Here is a 26,085-nt window from a genome sequence, read left to right as displayed (position 1 = left end):
CTGCCGCGGCCCGTCCGCTGGGACGGTCGTCCCATGAGCCAGGAAGCCCCTTCACACAGGACAGCCGACCCGCTCCTCGTCGCGGGGGCCGGCGCCGCGGTTGCGGTGACGGCGGCCGGCGGGCTGCACCTGGCCGGCGCGCTCGCCACCCCGCGGATCGACCCCCTGGCCCTCACCGTCAGCGACTACGTCGCCCTGCCGGGCGGGTACGCGCTGCTGGCGGTCGCCGCCCTGGCGCTCGGCCTGGTCGGGATGGCCCTCGCGGCGGCCGCCCGGCGCGCCGCCCCGGCGGCCCGCGCCGTGCCGGTGCTGCTGCTCGGCTGGAGCGCCGCGCTGCTGCTGGTGGGTCTCTTCCCGACCAACCCGCCCGGCGTCCCGGCCGACCTCGCCGCGGGCGTGCACCGGTACGCCGGGGCCCTGGCCTTCGCCACCCTCCCGATCGCCGTATGGCTGCTCGGCCGTGCGCTCCGGAACGGGGCGCTGCGCGGGCTGGCCGTGACCGTCGGCGTGGCCGCGGGAGCGTTCCTGGTGGCGCACGTTCCGATCGTGCTGGCGATCGACATCGCCGGTTCACCCCGATTTCCGCTGCTGGGTGGGGTGGAGCGGGTTCTCTACGCCCTGGTGATCGTGTTGCTGCTCGTCACGGCCCGGGCGCTGCGGCGCACCGCCCCGGATCTCGTCGCGGTGCCCGAGGCCGACCCGGCGCTCGTGGGACGGTGCCCGGTCGGGGCCGGCGCTTCGGGGGCGGCGGCATGAGCCTCCTGCTCGCCGTCGTGCTCGCCGCCGCCGGCGCGGGATGCTTCGCCCTCGCCGCGGTGCTCCAGCACGGAGCGGTCCGGGTGCCCGGCTCCCGTCCCTCGCTCGATCTCGCCGGATTCCTGGACCTGCTCCGCCGCCCGTCCTGGCTGCTCGGCATCGGGCTCGCCGCCGGCGGGGCCGCGCTGCACGCCGTCGCGCTCGTCCTGGCGCCGGTGTCCGTCGTGCAGCCGATCGGGGTGCTCGCGGTCCCGATCGCGGTCCTGCTCGGTCTCCGCAACGGGGGCAGGCCGGCAGCGGCGGTTCTCATCGGGAGCGCGGCCTGCGTCGGGGGCGTCGCGCTGGTCGTCCGGTTCGCAGCCGCGGCAGACCCGGTCGAGGCCACCGGCGCGCTCCCGGGCCGGTCCCTGCTGATCGCCGGGGCGCTCGCGGCCACGGTCGTGCTCCTGCTCGCCGCGGTGGCCGCCCGGACCTCCGCACGGCTGCGCTGTCTCGCCTGTGCCGTGGGCGGCGCGGTCGCGTTCGGGCTGGTCGCCGCGACCGTCCGGGCCGTGTCCCGGCAGCTCGCGACGGGTGCCGCGGGGCCGTTCGACCAGGCCGTCCTCGTCGCCGCCGCCGGGGTCGTCGTGGCCCTGCTCACGGGCGGCTGGCTCGTCCAGCAGGCCTTCGCCTCCGGACCGCCGGCCGTGGTGGTCGCGGCGCTGACCGTCGTCGACCCGGTGGTGGCCGTCGCCCTCGGGACGGGTCTGCTCGGTGAGGGCGCCGGGCTCGGTACCGGCGCCGTGCTCGGCATGGCCGGCGGTGCACTCGTCGCCGCCGGCGGGGTCGCGCTCCTCGCCCGGCACCACCCCGATGCCGCCACCCGCACCCCGGCCCGTCCCGCCGACGACCGCGAGCCCGTGCTCGCCGGCCGCTCCTGACCTCTTCCATTCCCACCCCGAACCGTCCCGAGGAGAACCCCATGCGGATCATGATCGGTGCCGACACCTACCCGCCGGACGTGAACGGCGCCGCCCGCTTCGCCGAACGGCTGGCCACCGGGCTGGCCGAACGCGGGCACGAGGTGCACGTCGTCGCCCCGTCGCCCGAGGGCCCCGCCGGCTCCCGGGAGGTGGAGGGCGTGACCGTCCACCGGCTCCGCTCGCACCGCTACCCGCTGCAGGACTCGTTCCGGGTGTGCCTGCCCTGGCAGGCGCGGCCCGGGACCGCCGCCGTGCTCGGCGAGGTCGCCCCGGACGTCGTGCACGTGCAGGCCCACTTCTCGGTCGGCCGCGGGGTGGCGGTGGCCGCGGCCGAGGCCGGGCTCCCGCTCGTCGCGACCAACCACTTCATGCCGGAGAACCTCCTCGACCACTCCTTCCTGCCGTCCGTCCTGCACGGCCCGGCGTCCCGGTTCGCCTGGCGGGACCTGCGGAAGGTCTTCGGCCGCGCCGACGCCGTGACGGCCCCGACCCCGCGGGCGGTCGAGCTCCTGGCGCGCTCGACCGGCCTGACCGGCTCGGCCATCTCCTGCGGCATCGACGCCGACCGCTACGCCGGCGGCACCGAGGACGCGACGCCGACGATCCTGTTCGTCGGGCGTCTGGACCAGGAGAAGCGGGTCGACGAGCTGATCCGCGCGGTCGCGACGCTGCCGCCCGGCCTGCGCCTGGAGATCGTCGGCGACGGCAGCAAGCGGGCCGAGTGGACCGCGCTGGTGGACCGGCTCGGCATCGCCGACCGGGTCGTCTTCCACGGCTTCGTGGACGAGGCCGAGCTGGTCGCGGCCTACCGGCGCTGCGCGGTCTTCTGCATGCCGGGCGTCGCGGAGCTGCAGAGCCTGGTGACCCTGGAGGCGATGGCGGCGGGCAAGCCGGTCGTCGCCGCGGACGCGATGGCGCTGCCGCATCTCGTCCGCCCCGGCCGCAACGGCTGGCTCTACCCGCCCGGCGACATCGACGCGCTGGCCGCCTCCCTCGGCGCGCTGCTGCGCGACCGTGGCACCCGGGCCCGGATGGGCGCCACGAGCCGGGAGATCGTGGCGGGGCACGCCCTGCCCGCCACCCTGGACGCGTTCGAGGCCGTCTACACCCGCGTCCTCGCCCCGGCGGACACCCGCCTCACCGCGGCGGCCTGAGGCCCTCGACCCCGCACCGGCCCTCCACGCGCCGGCCCGGCACCACGCGCGGCTTGACGCGACGCGCGCCGTCCCCCACAGCACCTGCGCGGCTCACGGAACGACCGGTGGAGGCCCCCCGCCGACGCTCCGCGTGATCGCAGGAGCACCCGCAGTGAGGCCGGTCGAGCGGCCCGACACACCGCTCGCCCCGGTGAGCTGGGCGTTCGCCGACCACCCCCCGGGACACGAGGAAGTGTCGGTGCCCGGGGTTAGTCTTGGCCCTCCCCGGACCTCGCGAGCACCCGCCCCTTCCCCCGTCCGGCCGCACCGGCCGGCAAGGGGGAGCGGCACTCGCGGGGGGCGTCCGGGGGACCGCAACGCACCGTGCGAGAGCGCGTGAGAGGAGCCCGGAAGACATATGGCCTCGGCGAGCGGAACCAGCAAGGACGGCTTCGTCCATCTCCACACCCACACCGAGTTCTCGATGCTGGACGGTGCGGCGCGCCTGGACGACCTCTTCAAGGAGGCCGCCCGCATGGAGATGCCCGCGCTCGCCATGACGGACCACGGCAACGTCTACGGGGCCTACGAGTTCTGGAAGAAGGCCACCGCGGCCGGGGTCAAGCCGATCATCGGCATGGAGGGCTACCTCGCGCCGGGCTCCCGGCACGAGCGCAAGCGGGCCACCCTCGGCGGCCAGCAGGTCAGCGACAGCAACCCGGGTGAGATGTACACCCACATGACGCTGCTGGCCGAGAACAACGAGGGGATGCACAACCTCTTCCGGCTCTCCAGCCTCGCGAGCCTCGAGGGCTACTACTACAAGCCCCGCATGGACCGCGAGCTGCTGGAGACCTACGGCAAGGGGATCATCGCCACCACCGGCTGCCCGTCCGGCGAGGTGGCCCGCCTGCTGCAGCAGGACCGCTTCGACGACGCGTGCCAGGCCGCGAGCGACTACCGGGACATCTTCGGCAAGGACAACTTCTTCTGCGAGCTGATGGACCACGGGATCGAGATCGAGAAGCGGGTCCAGGAGGACCTCTTCGCGCTGAAGAAGAAGCTCGACCTGCCCGGCCTCGCCACGAACGACCTGCACTACACCTATCCGGACGACAACAAGCCGCACGAGGTGCTGCTCTGCGTCCAGACCGGCAAGACCATGTCGGACCCGAACCGCTTCAAGTTCGACGCGCAGGACTTCTACCTCAAGTCGGCCGCCGAGATGCGCGCCCAGTGGGACCCGCTGCACCCGGAGGCCTGCGACAACACCCTCGCCGTCGCCGAACGCGTCGGCATCTCCTTCGCCAGCCAGGACCTGATGCCCCGGGCGCCCGTCCCGGAGGGCGAGACCGAGGAGTCCTGGCTGATCAAGGAGGTCGAGCGGGGGCTGCACGCGCGGTTCCCGAACGGCGTCACCGAGCAGTACCGCAAGCAGGCCGAGTACGAGCTCGGGGTCATCATCCAGATGGGCTTCCCGGGGTACTTCCTGGTCACCGCGGACCTCATCCAGTACGCCAAGTCCGTCGGCATCCGGTGCGGCCCCGGCCGTGGCTCCGCCGCGGGCTCGCTGATCGCCTACGCGCTGGCCATCACGGACCTGGACCCGATCAAGCACAAGCTGATCTTCGAGCGGTTCCTGAACCCCGAGCGCATCTCGATGCCCGACATCGACATGGACTTCGACGAGCGTCGGCGTGGCGAGATGATCCGCTACACCACGGAGAAGTACGGCGAGGACCGGATCGCGCAGATCATCACCTACTCCACGATCAAGGCGAAGGCCGCGATCAAGGACTCGGCGCGCGTGCTGTTCGGCCAGCCCGGCTACTCGGTGGCGGACCGGATCACCAAGGCCATGCCGCCGGCCGTCATGGGCAAGGACATCCCGCTGTCCGGGGTGTTCGACCCGAGCCACAAGCGCTACTCCGAGGCCACCGAGGTCCGGGCCCTCTACGAGGCGGACCCGCAGGTCAAGGAGATCATCGACACCGCGCGGGGCCTCGAGGGCCTCAAGCGCCAGTGGGGCGTGCACGCGGCCGGCGTGATCATGTCCAGCAAGCCGCTGCTGGACGTCATCCCGATCCAGCGCCGCGAGGCCGACGGCTCGATCATCACGCAGTTCGACATGGGCGCCTGCGAGACGCTCGGGCTGCTCAAGATGGACTTCCTGGGCCTGCGCAACCTCACGATCATCGACGACGCGCTGGAGAACATCGAGCTCAACGGCAAGCCGAAGCTCGAGATCGAGACCGTCGACCTGGACGACCAGAAGACCTACGACCTGCTCGCCCGGGGGGACACGCTCGGCGTCTTCCAGCTGGACGGCGGCCCGATGCGGGACCTGCTGCGCCGGATGGCGCCCACCGAGTTCGACGACATCTCGGCCGTCGGCGCGCTCTACCGGCCGGGCCCGATGGGCGCGAACGCGCACAACGACTACGCGGACCGCAAGAACGGCCGCCAAGAGGTCACGCCGATCCACCCGGAGCTGGCGGAGCCCCTCAAGGACATCCTCGGCGAGACCTACGGCCTGATCGTCTACCAGGAACAGGTCATGGCGATCGCCCAGAAGCTCGCCGGGTACACGCTCGGCAAGGCGGACCTGCTCCGCCGCGCGATGGGCAAGAAGAAGAAGGAGATCCTGGACAAGGAGTACGCCGGCTTCGCCCAGGGCATGAAGGACAACGGCTACTCCGAGGCCGCGGTCAAGACGCTCTGGGACATCCTGCTGCCCTTCTCGGACTACGCGTTCAACCGCGCGCACTCCGCCGCCTACGGCGTCGTCTCGTACTGGACGGCCTACCTCAAGGCGAACTACCCCGCGGAGTACATGGCCGCGGTGCTCACCTCGGTCCGGGACGACAAGGACAAGGCCGCGATCTACCTGGCGGAGTGCCGCCGGATGGGGATCAAGGTCCTGGCGCCGGACGTCAACGAGTCGGTCCGGAACTTCGCCCCGGTCGGCACGGACATCCGCTTCGGCCTCGGCGCGATCCGCAACGTCGGCTTCAACGTCGTCGACGCGATCGTGGCCGCGCGCAAGGAGAAGGGGGACTTCACCGACTTCTCGGACTTCCTGCGCAAGGTCGACGCGGTGGTCTGCAACAAGAAGGTCATCGAGTCGCTGGTCAAGGCCGGTGCGTTCGACTCGCTCGGCCACTCGCGCAAGGGTCTGCTGCTCGTCCACGCGGACGCGATCGACCAGGTGATGAGCACCAAGAAGGCCGCGTCGATGGGCCAGTTCGACCTCTTCGGCTCCCTCGACGGCCCGTCCGACGACGACGCCTTCACCGGCCTCTTCGACGTCAAGGTGCCCGAGGAGGAGTGGGACACCAAGCACAAGCTCGCCGTCGAGCGGGAGATGCTGGGCCTCTACGTCTCCGGGCACCCCCTGGAAGGGTTCGAGCAGGCCCTCTCGGCCAAGGCGGACACCCCGATCCAGGCGATCCTCGAGGGCACGGTCGCCGAGGGCGCACAGGTCACCGTGGGCGGCATCCTCGCGAACGTCAACCGGCGGGTGAACAAGAACGGCGAGCCCTGGGCGTCGGCCCAGATCGAGGACCTCGTCGGCGGTATCGAGGTGCTGTTCTTCCCGCGCGCCTACCAGGTCGTCGGCGTGGACGTGGCCGAGGACGCGATCGTGCTGGTGAAGGCCCGGGTGAACAAGCGGGACGACCGGGTCTCCCTGATCGCGAACGACCTCGCCGTCCCCGAGCTGCAGGCCGCGGGGGAGGCGGGGCTGCCGGTGAAGGTCAGCCTGCGCACCGAGATGTGCACCCCGGAGCGGGTCGCGCAGCTCAAGGAGGTCCTCACCCACCACCCCGGCACGTCCGAGGTGCACCTCGCGCTGGTCTACGGCACGAAGACCACGATGCTGCGCCTGGACCAGGGCCTGAAGGTGACGAACAGCCCGTCGCTGTACGGGGACCTGAAGGCGCTGCTGGGCCCCGGCTGCCTCGGCTGAGCCCTCGGAGCTGCACGATCGGCACTCTCGCCCCGTAGGCCCTCGCCGCGTAGGCCCGGACGAGGGTGAGTGCCGCTCGTCGGAGACAGGAAGCTAGCTCGCGCTGCGGACCAACGCCTGCCAGTGCGCCTGGGCCTGGTCCCGCCAGAGCTCGTGCCGGGACTCGAAGAGCTCCGCGGCCCGCGAGCCCGCCCACTCCGCGGGCAGCAGCTCGGCCGGCAGCTTCGGGTCCAGGAACGGGAAGCGACGCCAGGCGTGCACCAACAGGATCTGGTGGGCGAGCACCTCGGCGGGCGTCGACGGCGCCGCGTCGGCGAACTCGGCGATGAACTCCTCGTAGGCCTCCTCGACCTCCGCGAGGTCCCACGCCTGCGCGACGACGTCCGCCTGGCTCCCGATGGCGCCGAACGGCCCGACGAACGAGCTGGTCACCTCCTCCAGCCCCAGGTCCGCGACGACGTCCGCGACCTCCTCCTGCTTGGCCGGGTCGGGGGAGACCCACACCCCGGGGGCGGGGGAGCCGAGGCCGGCCCACGCGAGCCGGGTGCGCAGCCGGTGCCGCAGCTGCCGCCGGGACTCCGGCACGCTGACCAGCAGGACCAGCCACCGCTCGTCCCAGGCGGCGGCGGGCGCGCCGAACCCGTAGATCCGGGCCGCGCCGTCGGACAGCAGCCGGCGGCCGGACCCGGTGAGGGACCAGCGGACCCGGCGTCCGGAACGGTCCGAGACGAGCAGGCCCTCGGCGGCGGTGCGGGCGAGGGCCTGGCGGGCGGACTTGTTCTCCACGTCCAGCCCGCCGAGCACGTCGATCAGGACCTGCGTCCAGACCGGTTCCTCGCGGGGGAGCACGAACTCGCCCAGAACGGTGAGCAGCAGCGACCGCGCGCTGGTCTGGCCGAGGCCGCGGCGCCGGGACAGCGCGGGGTGCGCGCCGCCGCCCGGCCCGGTGCGTGCGCCGAGGGCGCTGGAGGGCTCGGTATCGGTGGACATGACGCCGGTCAGCCTAGACCGCGACCCCGGATAGGGTCCGTTGGTGAGTCCCGACACCGCGCACCCCTCCCTCGACCGTGTCCCCGAACTGCGCGCGATCGACCGCGACCATGTCTGGCATCCCTACGCGCCGATGCCCGCCAGCGTGGAGCCGGTGATCGTCGAGTCGGCCGAGGGCGTGCGGCTGCGCGTCGTCGCGCCGGACGGGACCACCCGCGAGCTGGTCGACGGCATGTCGTCCTGGTGGGCGGCGATCCACGGCTACCGAAACCCCGTCCTCGACGCGGCGGTCCGGGACCAGCTCGACGTCATGAGCCACGTGATGTTCGGCGGCCTCACCCACGGACCCGCCGTCGATCTCGCGAAGCTGCTGGTCGAGGTCACCCCCGAGCCGCTGCAGCACGTGTTCCTCGCGGACTCCGGATCCGTGTCCGTCGAGGTCGCCATCAAGATGTGCCTGCAGTACCAGCGCTCGCGGGGGCGACCGGCGAAGCACCGGCTGCTGACCTGGCGCGGCGGCTACCACGGTGACACCTTCGGCGCGATGAGCATCTGCGACCCGGACGGCGGGATGCACTCGCTGTGGCGGGACGTCCTGACCCCCCAGGTGTTCGCGAGCGCGCCGCCGCGGGCGTTCGAGCAGGCCTACGTCGCGGAGCTCGCCGCGCTGATCGAGGCCCACGCCGACGAGCTCGCGGCGGTCGTCGTCGAGCCGGTCGTGCAGGGCGCGGGCGGCATGCGCTTCCACGACCCGCGCTACCTGCATGTGCTGCGCGAGCTCTGCTACACCCACGACGTCCTTCTGGTGTTCGACGAGATCGCCACCGGTTTCGGCCGCACCGGTGAGATGTTCGCGGCGGACCACGCCGGGGTCAGCCCGGACGTCATGTGCGTCGGCAAGGCCCTGACCGGTGGTTATGTCACCATGGCGGCCGCGCTCTGCACGCCGGAGGTCGCCCGGGGCATCTCCGAGGGCGAGGCCGGGGTCCTCATGCACGGCCCCACGTTCATGGGCAACCCGCTCGCCTCCGCCGTCGCGTGCGCGTCGATCTCGCTGCTGCGGGAGCGGGACTGGCGCGCCGAGGTGAGCAGGATCGAGGCCGCCCTGCGGGCCGGTCTCGCGCCGGCGAAGGACCTGCCGGGCGTCGTCGACGTCCGGGTCCTGGGGGCGATCGGCGTCGTCCAGCTTGACCACGAGGTGGACATGGGCGCGGCGACGGCGGCGGCCCTGGACGCCGGGGTGTGGCTGCGGCCCTTCCGCGACCTCGTCTACACCATGCCGCCGTACATCTGCACGTCCGAGGATCTCGCGGTGATCACCGAGGGCGTCCAGGCGGTCGCCGCGGCGGCCTGATCCGCCCTCCGGTCGCGGGAACCGGTGTGACGCCGGGCTCGATCGCCCCGATCGGTCATCCGGGGTTTCACTGCACGTCGACGAGCGTTCCTCGAACGAGTGACGTGTGGCCCCCCACACCATGATCCACACGAGTGGAGCAGTGCGGCGCGCCGTCGGGTGGGTCGACCGCCGTGGATCACCATCCGTGTCACCCGCACGGAGGCCACGAGCCGGACGTACCGGGGCTCAGCCCACGCGGCCGACCACTCGCGGTCACAGATCTGTCGGAGAAACGGACGTAACGGAAGTACGGTCGGGAACCGCCACCGGCGTTACTCCGGTTGGCTCAGTACGCACGCCGCTGCAGCGTCGCTCTCGTGCGCTTCCTGCCAGATCTCGAACGTGTGATGACCGACCGGAGGATCCCCGCCGTGCCGCAGCATCCCGCCCCGCACACCGCTCTCCCGAGGGCCGAGTCCCGCCCGCACGCCCCGCCCGGCCGCCCCGGACCGGGCGGTCCGGACGGTTCCCGCTGGAGTCCGGCCGCGCTCCGCGCAGACCTCGGCGCCTCGCTCGTCGTGTTCCTCGTCGCCGTGCCGCTCTCCCTCGGTATCGCCCTCGCCTCCGGTGCGCCGATCATGGCCGGCCTCGTCGCCGGCGTCGTCGGCGGCGTCGTCGCCGGCCTCCTGGGCGGCTCGCCGCTCGCCGTCAGCGGTCCCGCCGCGGGCCTGACGGTCATCGTGGCCGGCCTCGTCGACCAGTTCGGCTGGCAGGTCACCTGCCTGATCACGGTCGGCGCCGGTGCCCTGCAGATCCTCTTCGGCCTCTCCCGGCTCGCCCGGTTCACCCAGGCCATCCCGCCGGCCGTCGTGCACGGGATGCTCGCCGGGATCGGCATCACGATCGCGCTCGCCCAGCTGCACGTGGTGCTCGGCGGGACGGCGCAGACCGCCGCCCTGGACAACATCCTGGCACTGCCCGCGCAGCTCGCGGGCCTGCACGGACACGCCGTCGTCGTCGGCCTGGCCGCCGTCGCGATCATGCTGGTGTGGCCGCGGATCCCCGGCCCGCAGAAGGCCGTGCCCGGCGCCCTCGTCGCCGTCGGGGCCGCCACCGCGCTGGCCCTGCTCTGGCCGGACGTCCCGCGGGTCGACCTGCCGGGCAACCTCATCGAGTCCGTGGCGCTGCCGGTGCTGCCCGACAGCGGCCTCTGGACGGGCGTGCTCGGCGGCATGCTGACCGTCGCCCTCGTCGCGAGCGTCGAGAGCCTGCTCTCCGCCGTCGCGGTCGACCGGATGCACGGTGGCGTGCGCACGAACCCGGACCGCGAGCTGCTCGGCCAGGGCGCCGGCAACGCCGTCTCCGGCCTGCTCGGCGGCCTGCCGATCACCGGGGTGATCGTGCGCAGCTCCGCGAACGTCCGCGCGGGGGCCCGCAGCCGCAACTCCGCGGTCCTGCACGGCGTGTGGATCGCCGTCTTCGGCATCGCGCTCGTGTCGGTGATCGAGCTGATCCCGCTGGCCGGGCTCGCCGGGCTGCTGGTCGTCGTCGGCCTGCAGCTGGTGAAGGTCGCGGACATCCGCACCTCGCACCGACACGGCGAGCTGCTGCTCTACGTGGTGACGGTCGCCGGGGTGGTGTTCCTGAACCTGCTGGAGGGCGTCGCGATCGGGCTCGTCCTCGCCGGCCTGATGGTGCTGCGCCGCGCGGTGCGGGCCCGGGTCCGGATCGAACGGGAGGGCGAGCTGCACCGCGTCGTCGTCGAGGGGACGCTGAGCTTCCTCTCGGTGCCCACGCTGTCCCGGGTGTTGTCGGAGGTACCCGCGGGCGCGCCGGCCCGGATCGAGCTCGTCGTCGACTACCTCGACCACGCGGCGTTCGACCATCTCGAGGCCTGGACCCGACTGCATCGCGGGACCGGCGGCTTCGTCGAGGTCGACGAGCCGGGGGACGCGCGCGCCGAGGAGTCCCACGGCCGCTTCGCGACCTGGTCCCAGTGGGCCCAGGAGCACGGTGACGGCAGCGCGTCGGCCCCGATGCTCGCCGGGGTCGCCGCCTACCACGCACGGACCGCCGGGGCGATCCGTCCGACGATGTCCGGCCTCGCCCACGGGCAGAGCCCGTCCGGGCTGCTGCTGACCTGCGCGGACTCCCGGATGATGCCGAGCATGATCACGCACAGCGGGCCGGGCGACCTGTTCACGGTGCAGAACGTCGGCAACCTGGTCTCCGGGACGAGCACCCTGGCGGCGGTCCAGTACGCGACGTCCGTGCTGCACGTCCCGTTGATCGCGGTCTGCGGCCACTCCGGCTGCGGCGCGATGAAGGGCCTCGTCGACGGCGTCCCGACGGACATGCCGGAGGGCGCGCTCGGGGACTGGCTCAAGGGCGGGGCGTCGAGCCTCGAGGCCTGGGTCGACGGCCACCCGGCCGGCCGGGCCGGCGCCCGCGACGGCTTCGCGCAGAACGACTGCCTGGCCATGGTCAACGTCGCGGTCCAGCTGGACCGGCTGCGCGAGCTGGACGTGGACGCCGAGCTGATGGGCCTGTTCTTCGACATCCAGACGGCCGGCGTCCTCGTCTACGACGCGGACGCGCAGGAGTTCCGCCCGCACGACCGCGCCGGCGGCGTGCTGCCGGTTCTGCGCGGATGACGCTGGGTACCCGCGGGAACACGAGCCGGCCGAGGAGAGTTGAGGGACGCATGGCAACGGTGGAACTGACGACCGAGAACTTCAACGACGTCGTGAGTGCCGAGGGCACCGTCCTCGTGGACTTCTGGGCGGAATGGTGCGGTCCCTGCCGCCAGTTCGCCCCCGTCTTCGACGAGGCGTCCGAACGGCACGGCGACATCACGTTCGGCAAGGTGGACACGGAGGCCCAGACGCAGCTCGCGCAGGCCTTCGGCATCTCCTCCATCCCGACGTTGATGGCAGTGCGCGACGGCGTGGTGCTCTACGCCGAGCCCGGCGCGCTGCCCGGTCCGGCGCTGGAGGAGCTGATCGGCAAGGTGCGCGAGGTGGACATGGACGAGGTCCGCGCCTCCGTCGCACAGGCCGAGTCCGAGCAGCAGGCCTGAGCCACCCCCGATCCGGGCGGCCCCGTGTTCCGGGGTCGCCCGGATCGATGCGTGTGTTCCGGGGTCGCCCGGATCGATGCGTGTGCGGGGTCGGATCACGGGGTCTTCGCCACTCGGCTGTCCGCGGGCGGTGCCCCACGCTCTAGTGTCACCGGTCGTGGAAACCGCCGACCCGCATCCGCTGTCCTGGTTGGACGCCGTGGCCGAGCGCCGGCGGGCCGCCGGGCTACGTCGGGAGCTGCGCCCGCGGGCCCCGTCGGCGGACGTGATCGACCTGGCGGGGAACGACTACCTCGGTCTGGGCCGGGACAAACGCGTGGTCGACGGGGCCGTCGAGGCGGCCCGGACCTGGGGCGCGGGGTCCACCGGGTCCCGGCTCGTCACCGGCAGCACGCAGCTGCACTCCATGTTGGAGCGTGAGCTCGCCGCCTTCTGCGGCGCCGAGTCCGCGCTCGTCTTCTCCTCGGGCTACGCGGCCAATCTCGGCGTGCTGACGGCCCTGTCCGGGCCGGGCGCGCTGATCGTCTCCGACGCCGCCAACCACGCCTCGCTCGTCGACGCCTGCCGGTTGTCCCGCGCGCGGACCGTGGTGGTCGCGCACAACGACGTGGCCGCCGTCGACGCCGCGCTGGCTGCCCGCACCGAGGAGCGCGCCCTCGTCGTGACCGACAGCGTGAACAGCGTCGACGGCGACCTGGCCCCCCTGCGCGAGCTGCACGCGGTGAGCCGGGCGCGCGGCGCGGTCCTGGTCGTCGACGAGGCGCACGGGCTCGGCGTCGCCGGTCCCGGCGGGCGGGGTGTCCTCGCCGCCGAGGGGCTGGCCGGCGCGGACGACGTCGTCGCCACCGTCACCCTGTCCAAGGCACTCGGTAGCCAGGGCGGTGCGGTGCTCGGCCCGGCCGCCGTGACCGCGCACCTGGTGGACGCCGCACGCACCTTCATCTTCGACACCGCGCTCAACCCGCCGGCCGTCGGCGCCGCCCTGGCCGCGCTGCGCGTGCTCATGGACGAACCGGCGTTGCCCGCCGAGGTGCTGCGGGTCGCGGCCGAGCTCGCGCGGTCGGCCGGGGTGCCCGCGCCGCCGTCGGCCGTGGTGTCCGTGGTGCTGGGCTCGCCGGTCCTCGCGTACGAGGCGGCGCAGCGCTGCCTCGACGCCGGGGTGCGGGTCGGCTGCTTCCGGCCACCGTCGGTGCCCGAGGGGACGAGCCGGCTGCGGCTGACGGCCCGGGCGGACCTCACCGGCGCCGAACTCGACCGCGTCCGGCAGGTTCTGGGCGAGGTCCTGCGCGGGGCCGAGGCATGAGCAGGACGGGGTGCGCCGTGGCGGCGAGCGTGGGCGACTCGTGAGCGGCCGGATCCTGCTGGTCAGCGGCACCGGGACCGACGTCGGCAAGACGGTGGTCACGGCGGCGGTGGCCGCGCTCGCGGTCGCGGCCGGGGAGCGGGTCGCGGTGCTCAAGCCCGCGCAGACCGGCGTCGCGGAAGGGGAGCCCGGGGACCTCGCCCGGGTCCGGGCCCTCGTCCCGGCGGTGACGACGCGCGAGCTCGCCCGCTACCCGGCGCCGCTCGCCCCGGACACCGCCGCGCGCCTGGCCGGAGCCCCGCCCGTTACGCCGGGGGAGGTGGCGCGTGCGGCGCTGCGGCTGGCCCGCGAGCACGACCTGGTGCTCGTCGAGGGGGCCGGCGGGCTGCTCGTGCGGTTCGCCGGGTCGGGGACGCTCGCGGACGTCGCGGCCGAGCTGGGGGCGCCGGTGCTCGTCGTCGCGGCCGCGGGGCTGGGCACGCTCAACCACACGGCGCTGACCACGGAGGCGCTCGCGGTGCGCGAGCTCGGGTGCGCGGGCGTCGTCGTCGGGTCCTGGCCGCGGTGCCCGGACCTCGCGGCGCGCTGCAACCTCGCGGACCTGCCGGCGGTGACCCGGGTCCCGCTGCTCGGCGCCGTGCCCGAGGGGTCCGGAAGCCTTGCGCCGGAACGGTTCACCGGCGTCGCGCGTCACACCCTGGCTCCGGAGCTCGGGGGCGAATGGCATAGTCCCGAGCCGTGACCACAACGCAGTCGGCCATTCTCGGCCTCGCCCGAACCCAGGTCCTCGAGAACGGCGAAGGCCTCTCCGAGCAGCAGGTCCTCGACGTCCTGCGGCTGCCGGACTCCGAGCTCGACGAGCTCCTGGCGCTGGCCCACGAGGTGCGGATGCGCTGGTGCGGCCCGGAGGTCGAGGTCGAGGGGATCATCTCGCTGAAGACCGGCGGCTGCCCCGAGGACTGCCACTTCTGCTCCCAGTCCGGGCTCTTCGAGTCCCCGGTCCGCTCGGCGTGGCTGGACGTGCCGATGCTCGTCGAGGCCGCGAAGCAGACCGCGAAGACCGGGGCGACGGAGTTCTGCATCGTCGCGGCCGTCCGCGGGCCGGACGCGCGGCTGATGAGCCAGGTCGCCGCCGGTATCGCCGCGATCAAGGACGAGGTCGACATCAACATCGCCTGCTCGCTGGGCATGTTGACCCCCGAGCAGGTCGGCGAGCTCGCCGCGATGGGTGTGCACCGCTACAACCACAACCTCGAGACGGCGCGCTCGCACTTCCCGAACGTGGTCACCACGCACACGTGGGAGGAGCGCTGGGAGACCCTGCGGCTGGTGCGCGAGGCCGGCATGGAGGTCTGCTGCGGCGGGATCGTCGGTATGGGGGAGACGCTGGAGCAGCGCGCGGAGTTCGCCGCGCAGCTCGCGTCGCTGACCCCGGACGAGGTGCCGCTGAACTTCCTCAACCCGCGTCCGGGTACGCCGTTCGGGGACCTGGAGCCGATGGCCGGGCCGGACGCGCTGCGCACCGTCGCCGCCTTCCGGTTGGCGATGCCCCGGACCGTGCTGCGGTTCGCGGGCGGCCGGGAGATCACCCTCGGCGACCTCGGTGCGCGGCAGGGCCTGCTCGGCGGGATCAACGCGGTGATCGTCGGGAACTACCTGACGACGCTCGGGCGGCCCGCGGAGTCGGACATCGACCTGCTGGGCGAGCTGGAGATGCCGCTCAAGGCCCTCAACGACACCCTGTGACCCTCTTCTGCGACCGCTGCGGCCACCCCGCCACGGACCCGGGACACGAGCGCTGCGCCCGGGGACGGGAGCTCGAACCGCCGCGCTACTGCCCGGAGTGCGCCCGCCGGATGGTCGTCCAGGTGACGCCGGTGGGCTGGGTCGCGCGGTGCAGCCGGCACGGCGAGCTCACCGGCTCCTGAGGGCACAGGCGGCTGATCGCCCGGCGGGCCGGTGCGGTGCGGGACCGGGCCGTCGGCCATGCTGTGCCCATGCCGGACTGGGGGAACCTGCTCAAGCAGGCGGTGGATGTCGGGATGAAGCTGTTGGCGGAGTCGGGTGGCACGGAGCCCGCGCCGCGACCGGAGGGGCACGGCGGCGTGCGCACCGCGCCCACCGCGGAGCGGGCGCGGACCGTCGTCTACGCCCCCGAGCTCGACGGCGCCGCGGATCCCGGCGAGATCGTCTGGACGTGGGTGCCCTTCGAGGAGGACGCGAGCCAGGGCAAGGACCGCCCGCTGCTCGTCGTCGGCCGCCGGCAGGGCGAGCTGCTCGGGCTGATGCTCTCCAGCCAGCACAGACGCGACGGCGAGCCGGGCTGGATCGGCATCGGCAGCGGCGAGTGGGACCGCGAGGGCCGCGAGTCGTTCATCCGCCTGGACCGGGTGCTCGAGGTCGGCGAGCACGACATCCGCCGCGAGGGCGCGATCCTGGACGAGGCCCGCTTCGACCGCGTCGCGGACGCCCTGCGCACCCGGTACGGCTGGACCTGACCGCCCGAAAACCGCGTTGTGGCTCCACAACGCGAGAACGAGGGCCCGAGAAGCGCGTTGTGGCTGCGTGACGCGCGGTCAGTTGGGGCTCTGGTCCGTCGAGTACGTGGTCATCGGGGTGGGGACGGCGCGCAGGCGGGTCAGCAGGCCCGCCTCCCGCGCGATGAGCATGCGCACCATCCGGAGCCGCTGCACCGGGTGCGTCTCCTCGAGCAGCTGCTGGCGGTCCGACATCGGCAGCAGGCAGTCCGCAGCGAGGACGTGCGCCAGCTCCGCCGCGCCCACCTCGTGGGCGGGCTCGGACCAGTCGTCGCTCTTCCAGGCCGTCGCGCAGTAGCGGCGGTGGACCGCGCGGGCCGAGGCGGACAGCATCCGGGTGAGGTCGTCCCCGTCGTCCGCCTTCTCGGCGTCCGGCAGGAACTCGACGGATCCGCACAGGTAGGAGTGCGAGCACTCGTCCATCTCGAGCAGCCGGAAGCGGCGCGCGCCGCGGGTGACGATGTCGTAGCGGCCGTCGGGCAGCCGGCGGGCGTCGAGCAGTGCGGCGGTGCACCCGACCGGGGCCAGCGCCTCGATGCCGTCGACGTCCGGGTTGAATCCCTCCCGCACCGCGACGACGCCGAACTCCTTGTTCGGGACGGCGCCCGTGATCAGGTCGACCGTCAGCTGCCGGTACCGCGGCTCGAAGACGTGCAGCGGTAGCGACGCCCCGGGCATCAGCACCGTGCCCAGGGGGAAGAGGGGAATCGTCGTGACCACGCGGCTCACGGTACGGCCGTCGCCGCCCCGCCGCCCGGCGAATCGGTCCTGGCACACCCCGATCCGGCGGCTCCCGGGGGCCGGAGCACCGCGAACGCATCCGTCACCTTGAGCGCACGGTCGGTGAACCGGAACTCGGCCGCCGGCCGCCCGCCGGAGGGACCGGGCGGCGCCGTCCCCCGGTCGGGACGAGCACCTGCCGGCGGGTGAGGACCCGCTGCAGGTTGGTGGCCGAGACACCGTGCCCCAGCGCCGCGACGTAGAGCTCGCGCAGCGCCGAGATCGTGAACTCCTGGGGGGCCAGCGCGAAGCCCAGGTTGGTGTAGGAGAGCTTGGCGCGCAGGCGGTCCCGGGCGTCGCGGATGATCTCCGCGTGGTCGAAGGCCGTGTCCGGCAGGTGCGCGACGGGGTGCCAGGCGGTGTCCGGCGGGACGGCCGGATCGGCGTCGGAGGGGACGAGCCCGAGGAACGCGGTCGCGACGAGCCGGACGCCCGGGACCCGCTCCGGCGCGCTGAACACCGAGATCTGCTCGACGTGCGTGACGTCGCGGACGTCGACCTTCTCGGCGAGCTGGCGGCGCACGGACGCCTCGACGTCCTCGTCGTCCCCGAGCCGCCCGCCGGGCAGCGCCCACCGCCCGCGGTCCGGTTCCCGGGCGCGCTGCCAGAGCAGGACCTGCAGCCTGCCGGCGCGGATCTGCAGGACGGCGGCGAGCACCTCGTGTCCCGTCGGACGGGTCGGGGTGCGGTCCATGGGGCGATCGTAGGGGTGGGCGCGCGGCCGCCTCGGCGACGTGCGGGTTACGGCCAGGTGAGTTCCGGGTCACGAGGACGGTGGCCGGAGGTGGATCCGGCTGCTAGTATCGCCACGTTTTCGACCATCAGGCGAAAACAGGTCCGACGTCCTGGGGAGGACGACGATGAGCCTGACGGCGACGCGAACTGCGCCCCCGGCGACGGATTCCGAGGACCCGGGCCCGGGGTGGGCCGACGGGGTGCGTGCGCTCGCGGAGAAGCGCAACGCGGTGATCCTGGCGCACAACTACCAGGTCCCGGCCATCCAGGACGTGGCGGACCACGTGGGGGACTCCCTCGCGCTCTCCCGGCTCGCGGCCGAGGTCGAGGCCGGGACGATCGTGTTCTGCGGCGTGCACTTCATGGCCGAGACCGCGAAGATCCTCGCCCCGGAGAAGACGGTCCTCATCCCGGACGCCCGCGCCGGCTGCTCCCTCGCGGACTCGATCACCGCCGAGCAGCTCCGCGAGTGGAAGGCCGAGCACCCGGACGCGGTGGTCGTCGCCTACGTCAACACCACCGCCGCGGTGAAGGCCGAGACGGACATCTGCTGCACCTCGTCGAACGCGGTGGAGGTCGTGCAGTCGATCCCCGCCGACCGCGAGGTGCTCTTCCTGCCGGACCAGTTCCTCGGCGCGCACGTCCGCCGGGTCACCGGCCGGACGAACATCCACGTCTGGGCCGGGGAGTGCCACGTGCACGCGGGGATCAACGGCGCCGAGCTCACCGCCAAGGCCGAGGCGGACCCCGAGGCGGACCTCTACGTGCACCCCGAGTGTGGCTGCGCGACGTCCGCCCTCTACCTGGCCACCGCGGGCGCGGTCCCGGCCGAGCGGGTCAAGATCCTCTCGACGGGCGGCATGCTCGATGCGGCGCGCGCCAGCACGTCGAAGTCGGTGCTGGTCGCCACCGAGATCGGCATGCTGCACCAGCTCCGCAAGGCCGCGCCGGAGATCGACTTCCGCGCCGTCAACGACCGCGCGTCCTGCACCTACATGAAGATGATCACGCCGGACGCGTTGCTGCGGTCGGTCCGCGAGGGCACGGACGAGGTGCACGTGGACCCCGAGCTCGCCGCCCGCGGCCGGCGCGCCGTGCAGCGGATGATCGAGATCGGGCAGCCCGGGGGCGGCGAGTGACCGCCCACGCGGCCGATCGGCTCTGGGAGGCCTCGGCGGACCTGGTCGTCGTCGGCACCGGGGTCGCGGGGCTGACCGCCGCGCTCGACGCCGCCGAGGCCGGGCTCCGGGTCGTCGTCGTCACGAAGGACGCGGCGGACGAGGGCAGCACCCGCTGGGCCCAGGGCGGCGTGGCCGTCGTCCTCGGCGACCTCGCGGGGGACTCGGTCGAGGCGCACATCGCGGACACCCTCGCCGCGGGCGGCGGGCTGAACGACGAGGCCGCGGTGGCCGCCATCATCCGCGGCGGCCCGGCGGCGGTCCGCCGGCTGCGCGAGCGGGGCGCCTCGTTCGACGCCCGGGGTGGCAGGCTGGACCGGACCCGCGAGGGCGGCCACTCGGCGTTCCGCGTGGTGCACGCCGGCGGCGACGCGACGGGCGCCGAGGTCGAGCGTGCCCTGCTTGCGGCCGCCAGCGGGTTGGCCCTGCTCACCGGCCACGTCGCCGTCGACGCCGTGCGCGACGCCTCAGGGCGGGCCGCCGGCCTCTCGGTCCTCGACGACGCCGGGCGGCCCGGACTGCTCCGCGCGCCCGCGGTCCTGCTCGCCAGCGGCGGGTACGGGCAGCTCTACGCCAGCACGACGAACCCGGGCACCTCCACCGGCGACGGCGTCGCGCTGGCCCTGCGGGCCGGAGCCACCGCCGCGGACCTGGAGTTCGTCCAGTTCCACCCCACGGTCCTCTACACCGGCCCGGCCGTCGGGCGGCGCCCGCTCGTCACCGAGGCCGTCCGCGGCGAGGGCGCCGTGCTGCGGGACCGCACCGGCACCCGGTTCATGACCGGGGTCCACCCGCTCGCGGACCTGGCGCCGCGCGACGTCGTCGCCGCCGCGATCACCCGGCGGATGGCCGAGACCGGCGCGGACGCCGTGTACCTCGACGCGACGGGGCTCCCCGGCTTCGCGAAGAGGTTCCCGACCGTCTTCGCCTCCTGCCGGGAGGCCGGCGTCGATCCGCGCCGCGAGCCCATCCCGGTGACGCCGGCGGCGCACTACGCGTGCGGCGGGGTCGTCGCGGACGTCGACGGCCGGACGTCGGTCCCGGGGCTCTACGCCGCGGGCGAGGTGGCCCGCACCGGCCTGCACGGCGCGAACCGGCTTGCGTCGAACAGCCTGCTCGAGGGGCTGGTCACCGGCGAGCGGGTCGTCCGCGCGGTCGTCGCGGACCTCGGGACGCCGCGGTCGGCATCGTCCGAGCTGGTCCTGCCGGCGCCCGCCGTCGGGGTGGCGGACCGCGGGGTCGTGCAGCGCGCGATGAGCGCGTTCGCCGGGATCGGGCGGGACGCGGCCGGGCTCGCCGTGGCGTCGGACGTCGTGGAGGCGGCGACGCAGCCGGCGACGCCGATCGACCGGGCCGGCGTCGAGGACGCCGCGCTGACCCTGCTGGCGCAGGCCGTGCTCGCCGCGGCCGGGACCCGGCGGGAGACCCGTGGCTGCCACGTGCGCACGGACTTTCCCGAGCGCGACGACGTGTGGCAGCGCTCCAGCCTGCCGATCTCGCTGGACGCCAGCGGGCGTCCGGTGATCGGCACCGACGTGTTGGCGGGTGTGGCATGACTGCCGTCTCCGGTGTGAACGGTGCAGCAGGAGTGGGCGGGGCGACGGAGATCGGCGTCCCGGACCAGGAGGACCTGCTGAGGGTCGTCCGGACGGCCCTGGAGGAGGACCTCCGCTACGGCCCGGACGCGACGACCGCGGCGACCGTCCCGGCGGACGCCGTCGCGGTGGGGGAGTTCTCCCCGCGGGCGGGGGGCGTGCTGGCCGGGATCCCGGTGGCGCGGGCCGTGCTGGACCGGGTCGTCCCCGAGTACGAGCTGGTCAGCGCCCTGACCGACGGGTCCCGGCTCGTCCCTGGTGAGCCCGCGCTGGTCGTCCGGGCCCCGGTCCGGGGCCTGCTCACCGCGGAACGGACCGCGCTCAACCTGCTCTGCCACCTCTCCGGGGTGGCGACCGCGACGCGCCGGTGGGTCGACGCCGTCGAGGGCACCGGGGCCGTCATCCGGGACACCCGCAAGACCCTTCCCGGGCTGCGGCTGCTGGAGAAGTACGCGGTGCGGTGCGGGGGCGGGATGAACCACCGGCTCGGCCTCGGCGACGCGGTCCTGATCAAGGACAACCACGTCGCGGCGGCGGGCTCGGTGTCCGCGGCCCTGACCGCGGCCCGCGCGGCCGCGCCGGACCTGCCGTGCGAGGTGGAGGTCGACTCGCTGGAGCAGCTCGACGAGGTCCTCGCCCTGAACGCGGAGCTCGTCCTGCTGGACAACTTCAGTCCGGCGCAGACCGCGGAGGCCGTGCGCCGCCGGGGTTCGCTGCCGACGCTCCTGGAATCCTCCGGTGGGCTGGTCCTGGCGAACGCGAGGGAGTATGCGGAGACGGGGGTCGACTTCATCTCGGTCGGCGGCCTCACCCACTCCGTCACCGCCCTGGACCTGGGCCTCGACCTCCTGTGAGCGTGGAACCTCGCTAGACCGGGGTTCCACGCTCACAACCGGGGTTGAGCTGCGGAAACCGCCGCATCGGCGCGGGCCTCCCGGGCGGCCGTCAACGAAGATCGACACCGTGCCGCTGTCGGCTCGCGTGCTCCGGTCAGTAGGGCGCGAGCTCCAGGACCGGCCTCCCGGTCTCCGCGGCGGCCCTGGCGAAGGCGGCGAGCTCGGTGAGGATCTCGCCGAGAGCGTCCGGCTCGCGATGGTCGATCCCGGCGGACCACGCGGCGATCACCCGCGGCGCGGTGCGGGGTGTCATCTCGGCGAGGGCCTCGACGACGGGCGCCGGGACCCGCGTCACGATCATGCCCTCGTCGACCTCGACGGCGAGCAGGCCGGGCGGCAGAGGCCCGTCCGTGGGCGCGGGTTCGGTGAGCGCGGCGTGCAGCACCGCGAGCTCCGCCCGGCGCAGCGGGACCGACAGGTGCGGCCATTCGTCGAAGGAACGCTCGCCGCTCGCGATCGACGCGACGGCGTCGGCCTCGTTCTCACCCGCCAGGAACCAGTCGGTCACGGGGTGAACCTAGGCGAGCAGCCGGGCCTGCATCGGGGCGGGATAGCGGACCGCGAACCGCACGTCGCCGAGCAGCTTCTCGAGCACGTGCGCGGCCTCGTCCACGGCGTCCCGGGCCTCCGTGCCCACGTCGAGCAGGAGCTCCGTCGCGATCGTGCCGTCCTTGCGCTGGACCCAGCCGCCGACGATGCGGCCGTCCGCCCAGATCGACGGGCCGCCGTTGCCGTTGCGGTCGAACAGCTGCGGGACCAGTTCGGGGGCCAGGTACCAGTCCCGGGACTTCCAGCCCATGGTCGTCGGGTCCAGCCCGGGCAGCAGGGCGACGGACGGGCCGGGGTCCGGGACGGGGGCGAGATCGTCCGGGAGGACGTAGCCGGCGGTCGTCTCGACCGCGCCGACGTCCGCCAGCGCACGCTTCGTCGTCGCCACCGTCCAGCCGGCCCACCATTTCAGGTCCTCACGGCTCGCCGGGCCGAAGGCGCGGAGGTAGGCCGCGGCCAGCCCGGTGGCGGCGACCTGCTTCTCCAGGGCCGCGCCGATCCCGCCCGGCACCCACGCGTCTGCGGCCGCCCACCGGTACTGCCCGTTGATCCAGGTTCCGGTGGGTCGGGCACGGAGGACCTGGCCGTCGAAGCCCATGATCAGCAGGACGCGGGAGTGGGCGGCGACGGTCGCGTCGCCGATCGGGACGGGGATGGCGAGTTCGGGGAGCCGCGTGCCGACGTCGCGGGCGGGCATCGGACCCTCGGCCGCGAGCAGCTCGTGGACGGTGGCCCGCGCCCGCGCCAGCCACGCCGCGGGGTCGGGGACCCCGGCGGCGTCGAGCTGCTTCAGCAGGTTGCGGAGCTGGACGGCGGCCACGTCGACCGTCGCGCCGTGGTGCGCGAGCCGGGCGTTCCCGTGGCCGAACACCCACAGCGTGCGGCGCATCGCGTGGTGGCGGATCAGCGTGCGGTCCTCGTAGAGCGCAGTCTCGATCGGTGCGAGTGCCGGGGTGCGCATCCGCGTGGCGGCGGAGAGGTAGACGGTGACGGGGTCCGTGGCGTGCAGGGCCACGAGGTCGTCGACGATCGCGCCGACGTCGTCCGTGCGGTGCGAAGCCGCCAGCCGGTGCCGGGTCGCGAGCCGGGCCCGTCGCTGCTCGGGACCGATCTCGGGGAGGGGCACGCCGGGATTATGCGGCTGCGCCGCTCGTGCGCGGTAATCCTCGCCCGAGCAACGATTACCGCGCACGGGCGGCGGAGCCGCAGGACGTACCCTGAGGACCATGCTCCGCCGCCTCGACCTGCGTTCCGAACCACTGCCACGCCCCGCCACGTTGCGCGGGATGCTGCCCCGCGCCGAGGTCGACGTGGACGCGGCGCTGGCGGCGGTCCGGCCGATCGTCGAGGCCGTGCGCGAGCGCGGGGCCGAGGCCGCCCTGGAGTTCGCGGAGAAGTTCGACAAGGTGCGGCCCCCGTCGGTGCGCGTGCCCGCCGACGCGCTGAGCGCCGCGCTGCGCGACCTCGACCCGGCGGTGAAGGACGCGCTGGAGACCTCGATCGAGCGGGCCCGCAAGGTCCACGGGGACCAGCGGCGCCAGGACGTCGTCACCCACGTCGTCCCCGGCGGCACCGTCACCGAGCGGTTCGTCCCGGTCCGCCGCGTCGGGCTCTACGCCCCGGGCGGGCTGGCCGTCTACCCGTCGAGTGTGATCATGAACGTGGTTCCCGCGCAGGCCGCGGGGGTGGAGTCCCTGGTCGTCGCCTCGCCGCCGCAGGCCGAGAACGGCGGCCTCCCGCACCCGACGATCCTCGCCGCGGCCGCGCTCCTCGGCGTCGACGAGGTGTGGGCGGTCGGCGGCGCCCAGTGCGTCGCGCTGCTGGCCCACGGGGGCACGGACACCGACGGCGCCGAGCTGGAGCCCGTCGACATGGTCACCGGCCCGGGCAACATCTACGTCACCGCGGCCAAGCGCATGCTGCGCGGCCTGGTCGGGATCGACGCCGAGGCCGGCACCACCGAGATCGCGGTCCTCGCGGACGGCGGCGCGGACCCCGTGCACGTCGCCGCGGACCTCATCTCCCAGGCCGAGCACGACCCGAACGCCGCATCGGTGCTGGTCACGACCTCCGACGAACTGGCGGCGGCCGTCGACGCCGAGCTCGAGACGCAGGTCGGCGCCACCAAGCACACCGAGCGCATCCGCACCGCGCTGTCCGGGCCGCAGTCCGGCACGATCCTGGTGGGCAGCCTCGACGACGGCGTCGCGGTCGTCGACGCCTACGCCGCGGAGCACCTGGAGATCCAGACCGCCCACGCCCGCGAGACGGCCGCGCGTGTCCGCAACGCCGGCGCCATCTTCATCGGCCCGTACGCGCCGGTCTCGCTCGGCGACTACTGCGCCGGGTCCAACCACGTGCTCCCGACGGGCGGGTGCGCGCGGCATTCCGGCGGGCTGTCCGTGCAGACGTTCCTGCGCGGGGTGCACGTCGTCGAGTACACGGAGGAGGCGCTGCGCGAGGTGGCGGACAAGGTCGTGACCCTGGCCACGGCGGAGGACCTGCCCGCCCACGGCCAGGCCGTGACGGCGAGGTTCCGGGCATGACCGCGATCGGCGCCGAGGTCACCCTCGACCAGCTGCCGCTGCGCGAGGACCTGCGCGGGAAGTCGCCGTACGGCGCCCCGCAGCTCGAGGTCCCGGTGCGGCTCAACACCAACGAGAACCCGTACCCGCCGCCGCCGGAGCTGGTCGCGGACGTCGCCGCGGCCGTCGAGGAGGCCGCGCGGGACCTGCACCGTTATCCGGACCGGGACGCCGTGGCGCTGCGCACCGATCTCGCGGCGTACCTGACCGCGCAGACCGGCGTCGAGCTCGGGTCGGAGAACCTGTGGGCCGCCAACGGGTCCAACGAGATCCTGCAACAGATCCTGCAGGCCTTCGGCGGACCGGGGCGCACGGCGGTCGGCTTCGAGCCGAGCTACTCGATGCACCCGATCATCTCCTCCGGCACCCGGACGGAGTGGCTCCCGGCGCCGCGGGGCGCGGACTTCGCCATCGACGTCGACGCCGCGCGGCAGGTGCTCAAGGACCGCGCGCCGGACATCACGTTCCTGACCAGCCCGAACAACCCCACGGGCCAGTCCATCGCCCCGGACGACCTGGCCGCGCTGATCGACGCCGCGCCGGGGATCGTCGTGGTCGACGAGGCGTACGCGGAGTTCTCCTCGTACCCGAGCGCGACGACGCTGCTCGCCACGCACGGCCACAAGCTGCTCGTCTCGCGCACCATGAGCAAGGCGTTCGCGTTCGCGGGCGGGCGGCTGGGCTACCTCGCCGCGGCACCCGCGGTCGTCGACGCGCTGCAGCTCGTCCGGCTGCCGTACCACCTGTCCGTGCTGACCCAGGCCGCCGCGCGGGCCGCCCTGATGCACGCGAAGGCGACCCTCGGGTCCGTCGCGCTGCTGTCCGCCGAACGGGACCGGGTGATGTCGGAGCTGGCCGCGGCCGGTTACGACGTCGTCCCGAGCGACGCGAACTTCGTGCTCTTCGGCCGGTTCGCTGACGCGGACCGGGCCTGGCGGGCGTTCCTGGAGCGCGGCGTGCTGATCCGGGACAACGGGATCCCGGAACGCCTGCGGGTCACGATCGGCACGCCCGAGGAGAACGACGCGTTCCTGCAGGTCGCAGCGGACGTCGCAACGGAGGAGCTTTCGTGAGTCGCATCGGCCGCATCGAGCGGGTCACCAAGGAGTCCAAGGTCCTCGTCGAGATCGATCTCGACGGCACCGGCACCACGGACATCAGCACCGGAGTCCCGTTCTTCGACCACATGCTCGACGCGCTGGGCAAGCACGGCGCGTTCGACCTCACCGTCCGCGCGGAGGGCGACGTCGATCTCGACGCGCACCACACCGTCGAGGACACCGCGATCGTGCTGGGCCAGGCGATCCGGCAGGCGCTGGGGGACAAGAAGGGCATCCGCCGCTTCGGCGACGCCTGGATCCCGATGGACGAGGCGCTCGCGCACGCCGTCGTCGACGTCTCCGGCCGGCCGTACACGGTGCACACCGGCGAGCCGGACGTGATGGCTGGCTTCGTCGTCGGCGGGCACTACCCGACTGTGCTGAACCGGCACGTCTTCGAGTCCCTGGCGTTCCACGGGCACCTGGCGCTGCACGTCCGCGTGCTCGACGGCCGGGACCCGCACCACATCACCGAGGCCGAGTTCAAGGCGATCGCGCGCGCCCTGCGCGCCGCGACGGAACCGGACGCCAGGATCACGGGGATCGCCTCGACCAAGGGCACCCTCTAGACCCGTGTTCGTGGGTTCGCGCACAGGTTGCG

At 73.8% G+C, this 26,085-nt stretch carries 22 protein-coding genes and 1 pseudogene; 18 read left to right on the top strand and 5 right to left on the bottom strand.

What is annotated here, in order from left to right; all coding sequences use genetic code 11:
- Positions 1 to 33: 33 nt before the first annotated feature.
- The 4 genes from WBK50_RS19550 to dnaE all read left to right on the top strand — a co-directional run bounded on the left by WBK50_RS19550 (position 34) and on the right by dnaE (position 6,821).
- Positions 34 to 756 (top strand): DUF998 domain-containing protein, encoded by a 723-nt coding sequence (locus WBK50_RS19550; protein WP_341336990.1) that lies wholly within the window; start codon positions 34 to 36, stop codon positions 754 to 756.
- Positions 753 to 1,676, top strand: coding sequence for a hypothetical protein (locus tag WBK50_RS19545; RefSeq protein ID WP_341336989.1), 924 nt, complete (start codon positions 753 to 755; stop codon positions 1,674 to 1,676). The genes WBK50_RS19550 and WBK50_RS19545 overlap by 4 nt, the downstream gene beginning before the upstream one ends.
- Positions 1,677 to 1,717: 41 nt before the next feature.
- A complete protein-coding gene (locus WBK50_RS19540) occupies positions 1,718 to 2,872 on the top strand; it encodes a glycosyltransferase (protein ID WP_341336988.1) in 1,155 nt (384 codons plus the stop codon).
- A 400-nt stretch (positions 2,873 to 3,272) separates the two neighbouring features.
- The gene (gene dnaE / locus WBK50_RS19535) at positions 3,273 to 6,821 is read left to right on the top strand and encodes a DNA polymerase III subunit alpha (protein ID WP_341336987.1); all 3,549 of its coding nucleotides are present in this window, start codon (positions 3,273 to 3,275) and stop codon (positions 6,819 to 6,821) included.
- A 93-nt stretch (positions 6,822 to 6,914) separates the two neighbouring features.
- On the opposite strand, the gene WBK50_RS19530 is transcribed toward dnaE, so the two are convergent.
- Positions 6,915 to 7,811 carry a PaaX family transcriptional regulator gene (locus WBK50_RS19530; RefSeq protein WP_341336986.1) on the bottom strand — a complete coding sequence of 299 codons (897 nt, stop codon included), beginning with the start codon at positions 7,809 to 7,811 and terminating at the stop codon, positions 6,915 to 6,917.
- 40 nt (positions 7,812 to 7,851) lie between these two features.
- Here WBK50_RS19530 and WBK50_RS19525 point away from each other — a divergent pair, with 40 nt between their 5' ends.
- The 8 genes from WBK50_RS19525 (at position 7,852) to WBK50_RS19490 (ending at position 16,027) form a co-directional block, all read left to right on the top strand.
- The gene (locus tag WBK50_RS19525; RefSeq protein WP_445942285.1) at positions 7,852 to 9,165 is read left to right on the top strand and encodes an adenosylmethionine--8-amino-7-oxononanoate transaminase; all 1,314 of its coding nucleotides are present in this window, start codon (positions 7,852 to 7,854) and stop codon (positions 9,163 to 9,165) included.
- A 413-nt stretch (positions 9,166 to 9,578) separates the two neighbouring features.
- The gene (locus tag WBK50_RS19520; protein WP_341336984.1) at positions 9,579 to 11,801 is read left to right on the top strand and encodes a SulP family inorganic anion transporter; all 2,223 of its coding nucleotides are present in this window, start codon (positions 9,579 to 9,581) and stop codon (positions 11,799 to 11,801) included.
- 50 nt (positions 11,802 to 11,851) lie between these two features.
- Complete coding sequence (trxA, locus tag WBK50_RS19515; RefSeq protein ID WP_297496780.1) at positions 11,852 to 12,226, top strand: thioredoxin; 375 nt, start codon at positions 11,852 to 11,854, stop codon at positions 12,224 to 12,226.
- A gap of 157 nt (positions 12,227 to 12,383) precedes the next feature.
- Positions 12,384 to 13,529, top strand: a complete 1,146-nt coding sequence (locus tag WBK50_RS19510; RefSeq protein WP_341336983.1) for an 8-amino-7-oxononanoate synthase — start codon at positions 12,384 to 12,386, stop codon at positions 13,527 to 13,529.
- A gap of 40 nt (positions 13,530 to 13,569) precedes the next feature.
- Positions 13,570 to 14,271, top strand: coding sequence for a dethiobiotin synthase (bioD, locus tag WBK50_RS19505; protein ID WP_341336982.1), 702 nt, complete (start codon positions 13,570 to 13,572; stop codon positions 14,269 to 14,271).
- The gene (bioB, locus tag WBK50_RS19500) at positions 14,268 to 15,275 is read left to right on the top strand and encodes a biotin synthase BioB (protein WP_341336981.1); all 1,008 of its coding nucleotides are present in this window, start codon (positions 14,268 to 14,270) and stop codon (positions 15,273 to 15,275) included. Before bioD ends, bioB begins: the two co-directional genes overlap by 4 nt.
- Positions 15,272 to 15,457, top strand: a complete 186-nt coding sequence (gene bsaP / locus WBK50_RS19495) for a biotin synthase auxiliary protein BsaP (protein ID WP_341336980.1) — start codon at positions 15,272 to 15,274, stop codon at positions 15,455 to 15,457. Before bioB ends, bsaP begins: the two co-directional genes overlap by 4 nt.
- Before the next feature lie 69 nt (positions 15,458 to 15,526).
- A complete protein-coding gene (locus WBK50_RS19490) occupies positions 15,527 to 16,027 on the top strand; it encodes a type II toxin-antitoxin system PemK/MazF family toxin (protein ID WP_341336979.1) in 501 nt (166 codons plus the stop codon).
- A 78-nt stretch (positions 16,028 to 16,105) separates the two neighbouring features.
- Here the strand turns inward: WBK50_RS19490 and WBK50_RS19485 are convergent, their stop codons facing one another.
- Both WBK50_RS19485 and WBK50_RS19480 read right to left on the bottom strand, forming a co-directional pair.
- Positions 16,106 to 16,786, bottom strand: a complete 681-nt coding sequence (locus WBK50_RS19485) for an LON peptidase substrate-binding domain-containing protein (protein ID WP_341336978.1) — start codon at positions 16,784 to 16,786, stop codon at positions 16,106 to 16,108.
- Between the two features lie 5 nt (positions 16,787 to 16,791).
- A pseudogene (locus tag WBK50_RS19480) lies at positions 16,792 to 17,540 on the bottom strand (NUDIX hydrolase).
- Positions 17,541 to 17,706: 166 nt separating this feature from the next.
- Here WBK50_RS19480 and nadA point away from each other — a divergent pair.
- The 3 genes from nadA to nadC are packed head-to-tail and all read left to right on the top strand — an operon-like array spanning position 17,707 to position 21,208.
- A complete protein-coding gene (gene nadA / locus WBK50_RS19475) occupies positions 17,707 to 18,720 on the top strand; it encodes a quinolinate synthase NadA (RefSeq protein WP_341336977.1) in 1,014 nt (337 codons plus the stop codon).
- The gene (locus tag WBK50_RS19470; protein ID WP_341336976.1) at positions 18,717 to 20,315 is read left to right on the top strand and encodes an L-aspartate oxidase; all 1,599 of its coding nucleotides are present in this window, start codon (positions 18,717 to 18,719) and stop codon (positions 20,313 to 20,315) included. Before nadA ends, WBK50_RS19470 begins: the two co-directional genes overlap by 4 nt.
- Positions 20,312 to 21,208, top strand: coding sequence for a carboxylating nicotinate-nucleotide diphosphorylase (gene nadC, locus WBK50_RS19465; protein ID WP_445942284.1), 897 nt, complete (start codon positions 20,312 to 20,314; stop codon positions 21,206 to 21,208). Before WBK50_RS19470 ends, nadC begins: the two co-directional genes overlap by 4 nt.
- A gap of 136 nt (positions 21,209 to 21,344) precedes the next feature.
- Here the strand turns inward: nadC and WBK50_RS19460 are convergent, their stop codons facing one another.
- Positions 21,345 to 21,758 carry a hypothetical protein gene (locus WBK50_RS19460; protein ID WP_341336974.1) on the bottom strand — a complete coding sequence of 138 codons (414 nt, stop codon included), beginning with the start codon at positions 21,756 to 21,758 and terminating at the stop codon, positions 21,345 to 21,347.
- A gap of 9 nt (positions 21,759 to 21,767) precedes the next feature.
- Entirely contained in the window at positions 21,768 to 22,925 is a 1,158-nt protein-coding gene (locus tag WBK50_RS19455; protein WP_341336973.1) for a winged helix DNA-binding domain-containing protein, read from the bottom strand.
- Positions 22,926 to 23,025: 100 nt separating this feature from the next.
- Between WBK50_RS19455 and hisD the strand changes: the two genes are divergently transcribed.
- From hisD to hisB, 3 genes are read left to right on the top strand one after another with little or no spacing between them, the layout of a single operon-like run.
- Positions 23,026 to 24,345 (top strand): histidinol dehydrogenase, encoded by a 1,320-nt coding sequence (hisD, locus tag WBK50_RS19450; protein ID WP_341336972.1) that lies wholly within the window; start codon positions 23,026 to 23,028, stop codon positions 24,343 to 24,345.
- The gene (locus tag WBK50_RS19445) at positions 24,342 to 25,457 is read left to right on the top strand and encodes a histidinol-phosphate transaminase (protein ID WP_341336971.1); all 1,116 of its coding nucleotides are present in this window, start codon (positions 24,342 to 24,344) and stop codon (positions 25,455 to 25,457) included. Before hisD ends, WBK50_RS19445 begins: the two co-directional genes overlap by 4 nt.
- Positions 25,454 to 26,053: an imidazoleglycerol-phosphate dehydratase HisB gene (hisB, locus tag WBK50_RS19440; protein WP_341336970.1), complete on the top strand. Its 600-nt coding sequence runs from the start codon at positions 25,454 to 25,456 to the stop codon at positions 26,051 to 26,053. The genes WBK50_RS19445 and hisB overlap by 4 nt, the downstream gene beginning before the upstream one ends.
- Positions 26,054 to 26,085 lie beyond the last annotated feature (32 nt).

The sequence above is a fragment of the Pseudonocardia sp. T1-2H genome (assembly GCF_038039215.1).
GTDB lineage: Bacteria > Actinomycetota > Actinomycetes > Mycobacteriales > Pseudonocardiaceae > Pseudonocardia.
The sequence above is the reverse complement of the archived record's forward strand: the minus strand, read 5'-3'. Positions and strand labels throughout refer to the sequence as shown.

Bases quoted from the DNA above. Each gene is read 5' to 3' on its own strand.
- dnaE (WP_341336987.1), top strand. From the start codon at position 3,273: ATGGCCTCGGCGAGCGGAACCAGCAAGGACGGCTTCGTCCATCTCCAC.
- WBK50_RS19545 (WP_341336989.1), top strand. From the start codon at position 753: ATGAGCCTCCTGCTCGCCGTCGTGCTCGCCGCCGCCGGCGCGGGATGC.
- WBK50_RS19540 (WP_341336988.1), top strand. From the start codon at position 1,718: ATGCGGATCATGATCGGTGCCGACACCTACCCGCCGGACGTGAACGGC.
- trxA (WP_297496780.1), top strand. From the start codon at position 11,852: ATGGCAACGGTGGAACTGACGACCGAGAACTTCAACGACGTCGTGAGT.
- WBK50_RS19445 (WP_341336971.1), top strand. From the start codon at position 24,342: ATGACCGCGATCGGCGCCGAGGTCACCCTCGACCAGCTGCCGCTGCGC.
- WBK50_RS19550 (WP_341336990.1), top strand. From the start codon at position 34: ATGAGCCAGGAAGCCCCTTCACACAGGACAGCCGACCCGCTCCTCGTC.
- nadA (WP_341336977.1), top strand. From the start codon at position 17,707: ATGAGCCTGACGGCGACGCGAACTGCGCCCCCGGCGACGGATTCCGAG.
- WBK50_RS19530 (WP_341336986.1), bottom strand. From the start codon at position 7,811: ATGTCCACCGATACCGAGCCCTCCAGCGCCCTCGGCGCACGCACCGGG.
- hisD (WP_341336972.1), top strand. From the start codon at position 23,026: ATGCTCCGCCGCCTCGACCTGCGTTCCGAACCACTGCCACGCCCCGCC.
- WBK50_RS19490 (WP_341336979.1), top strand. From the start codon at position 15,527: ATGCCGGACTGGGGGAACCTGCTCAAGCAGGCGGTGGATGTCGGGATG.
- nadC (WP_445942284.1), top strand. From the start codon at position 20,312: ATGACTGCCGTCTCCGGTGTGAACGGTGCAGCAGGAGTGGGCGGGGCG.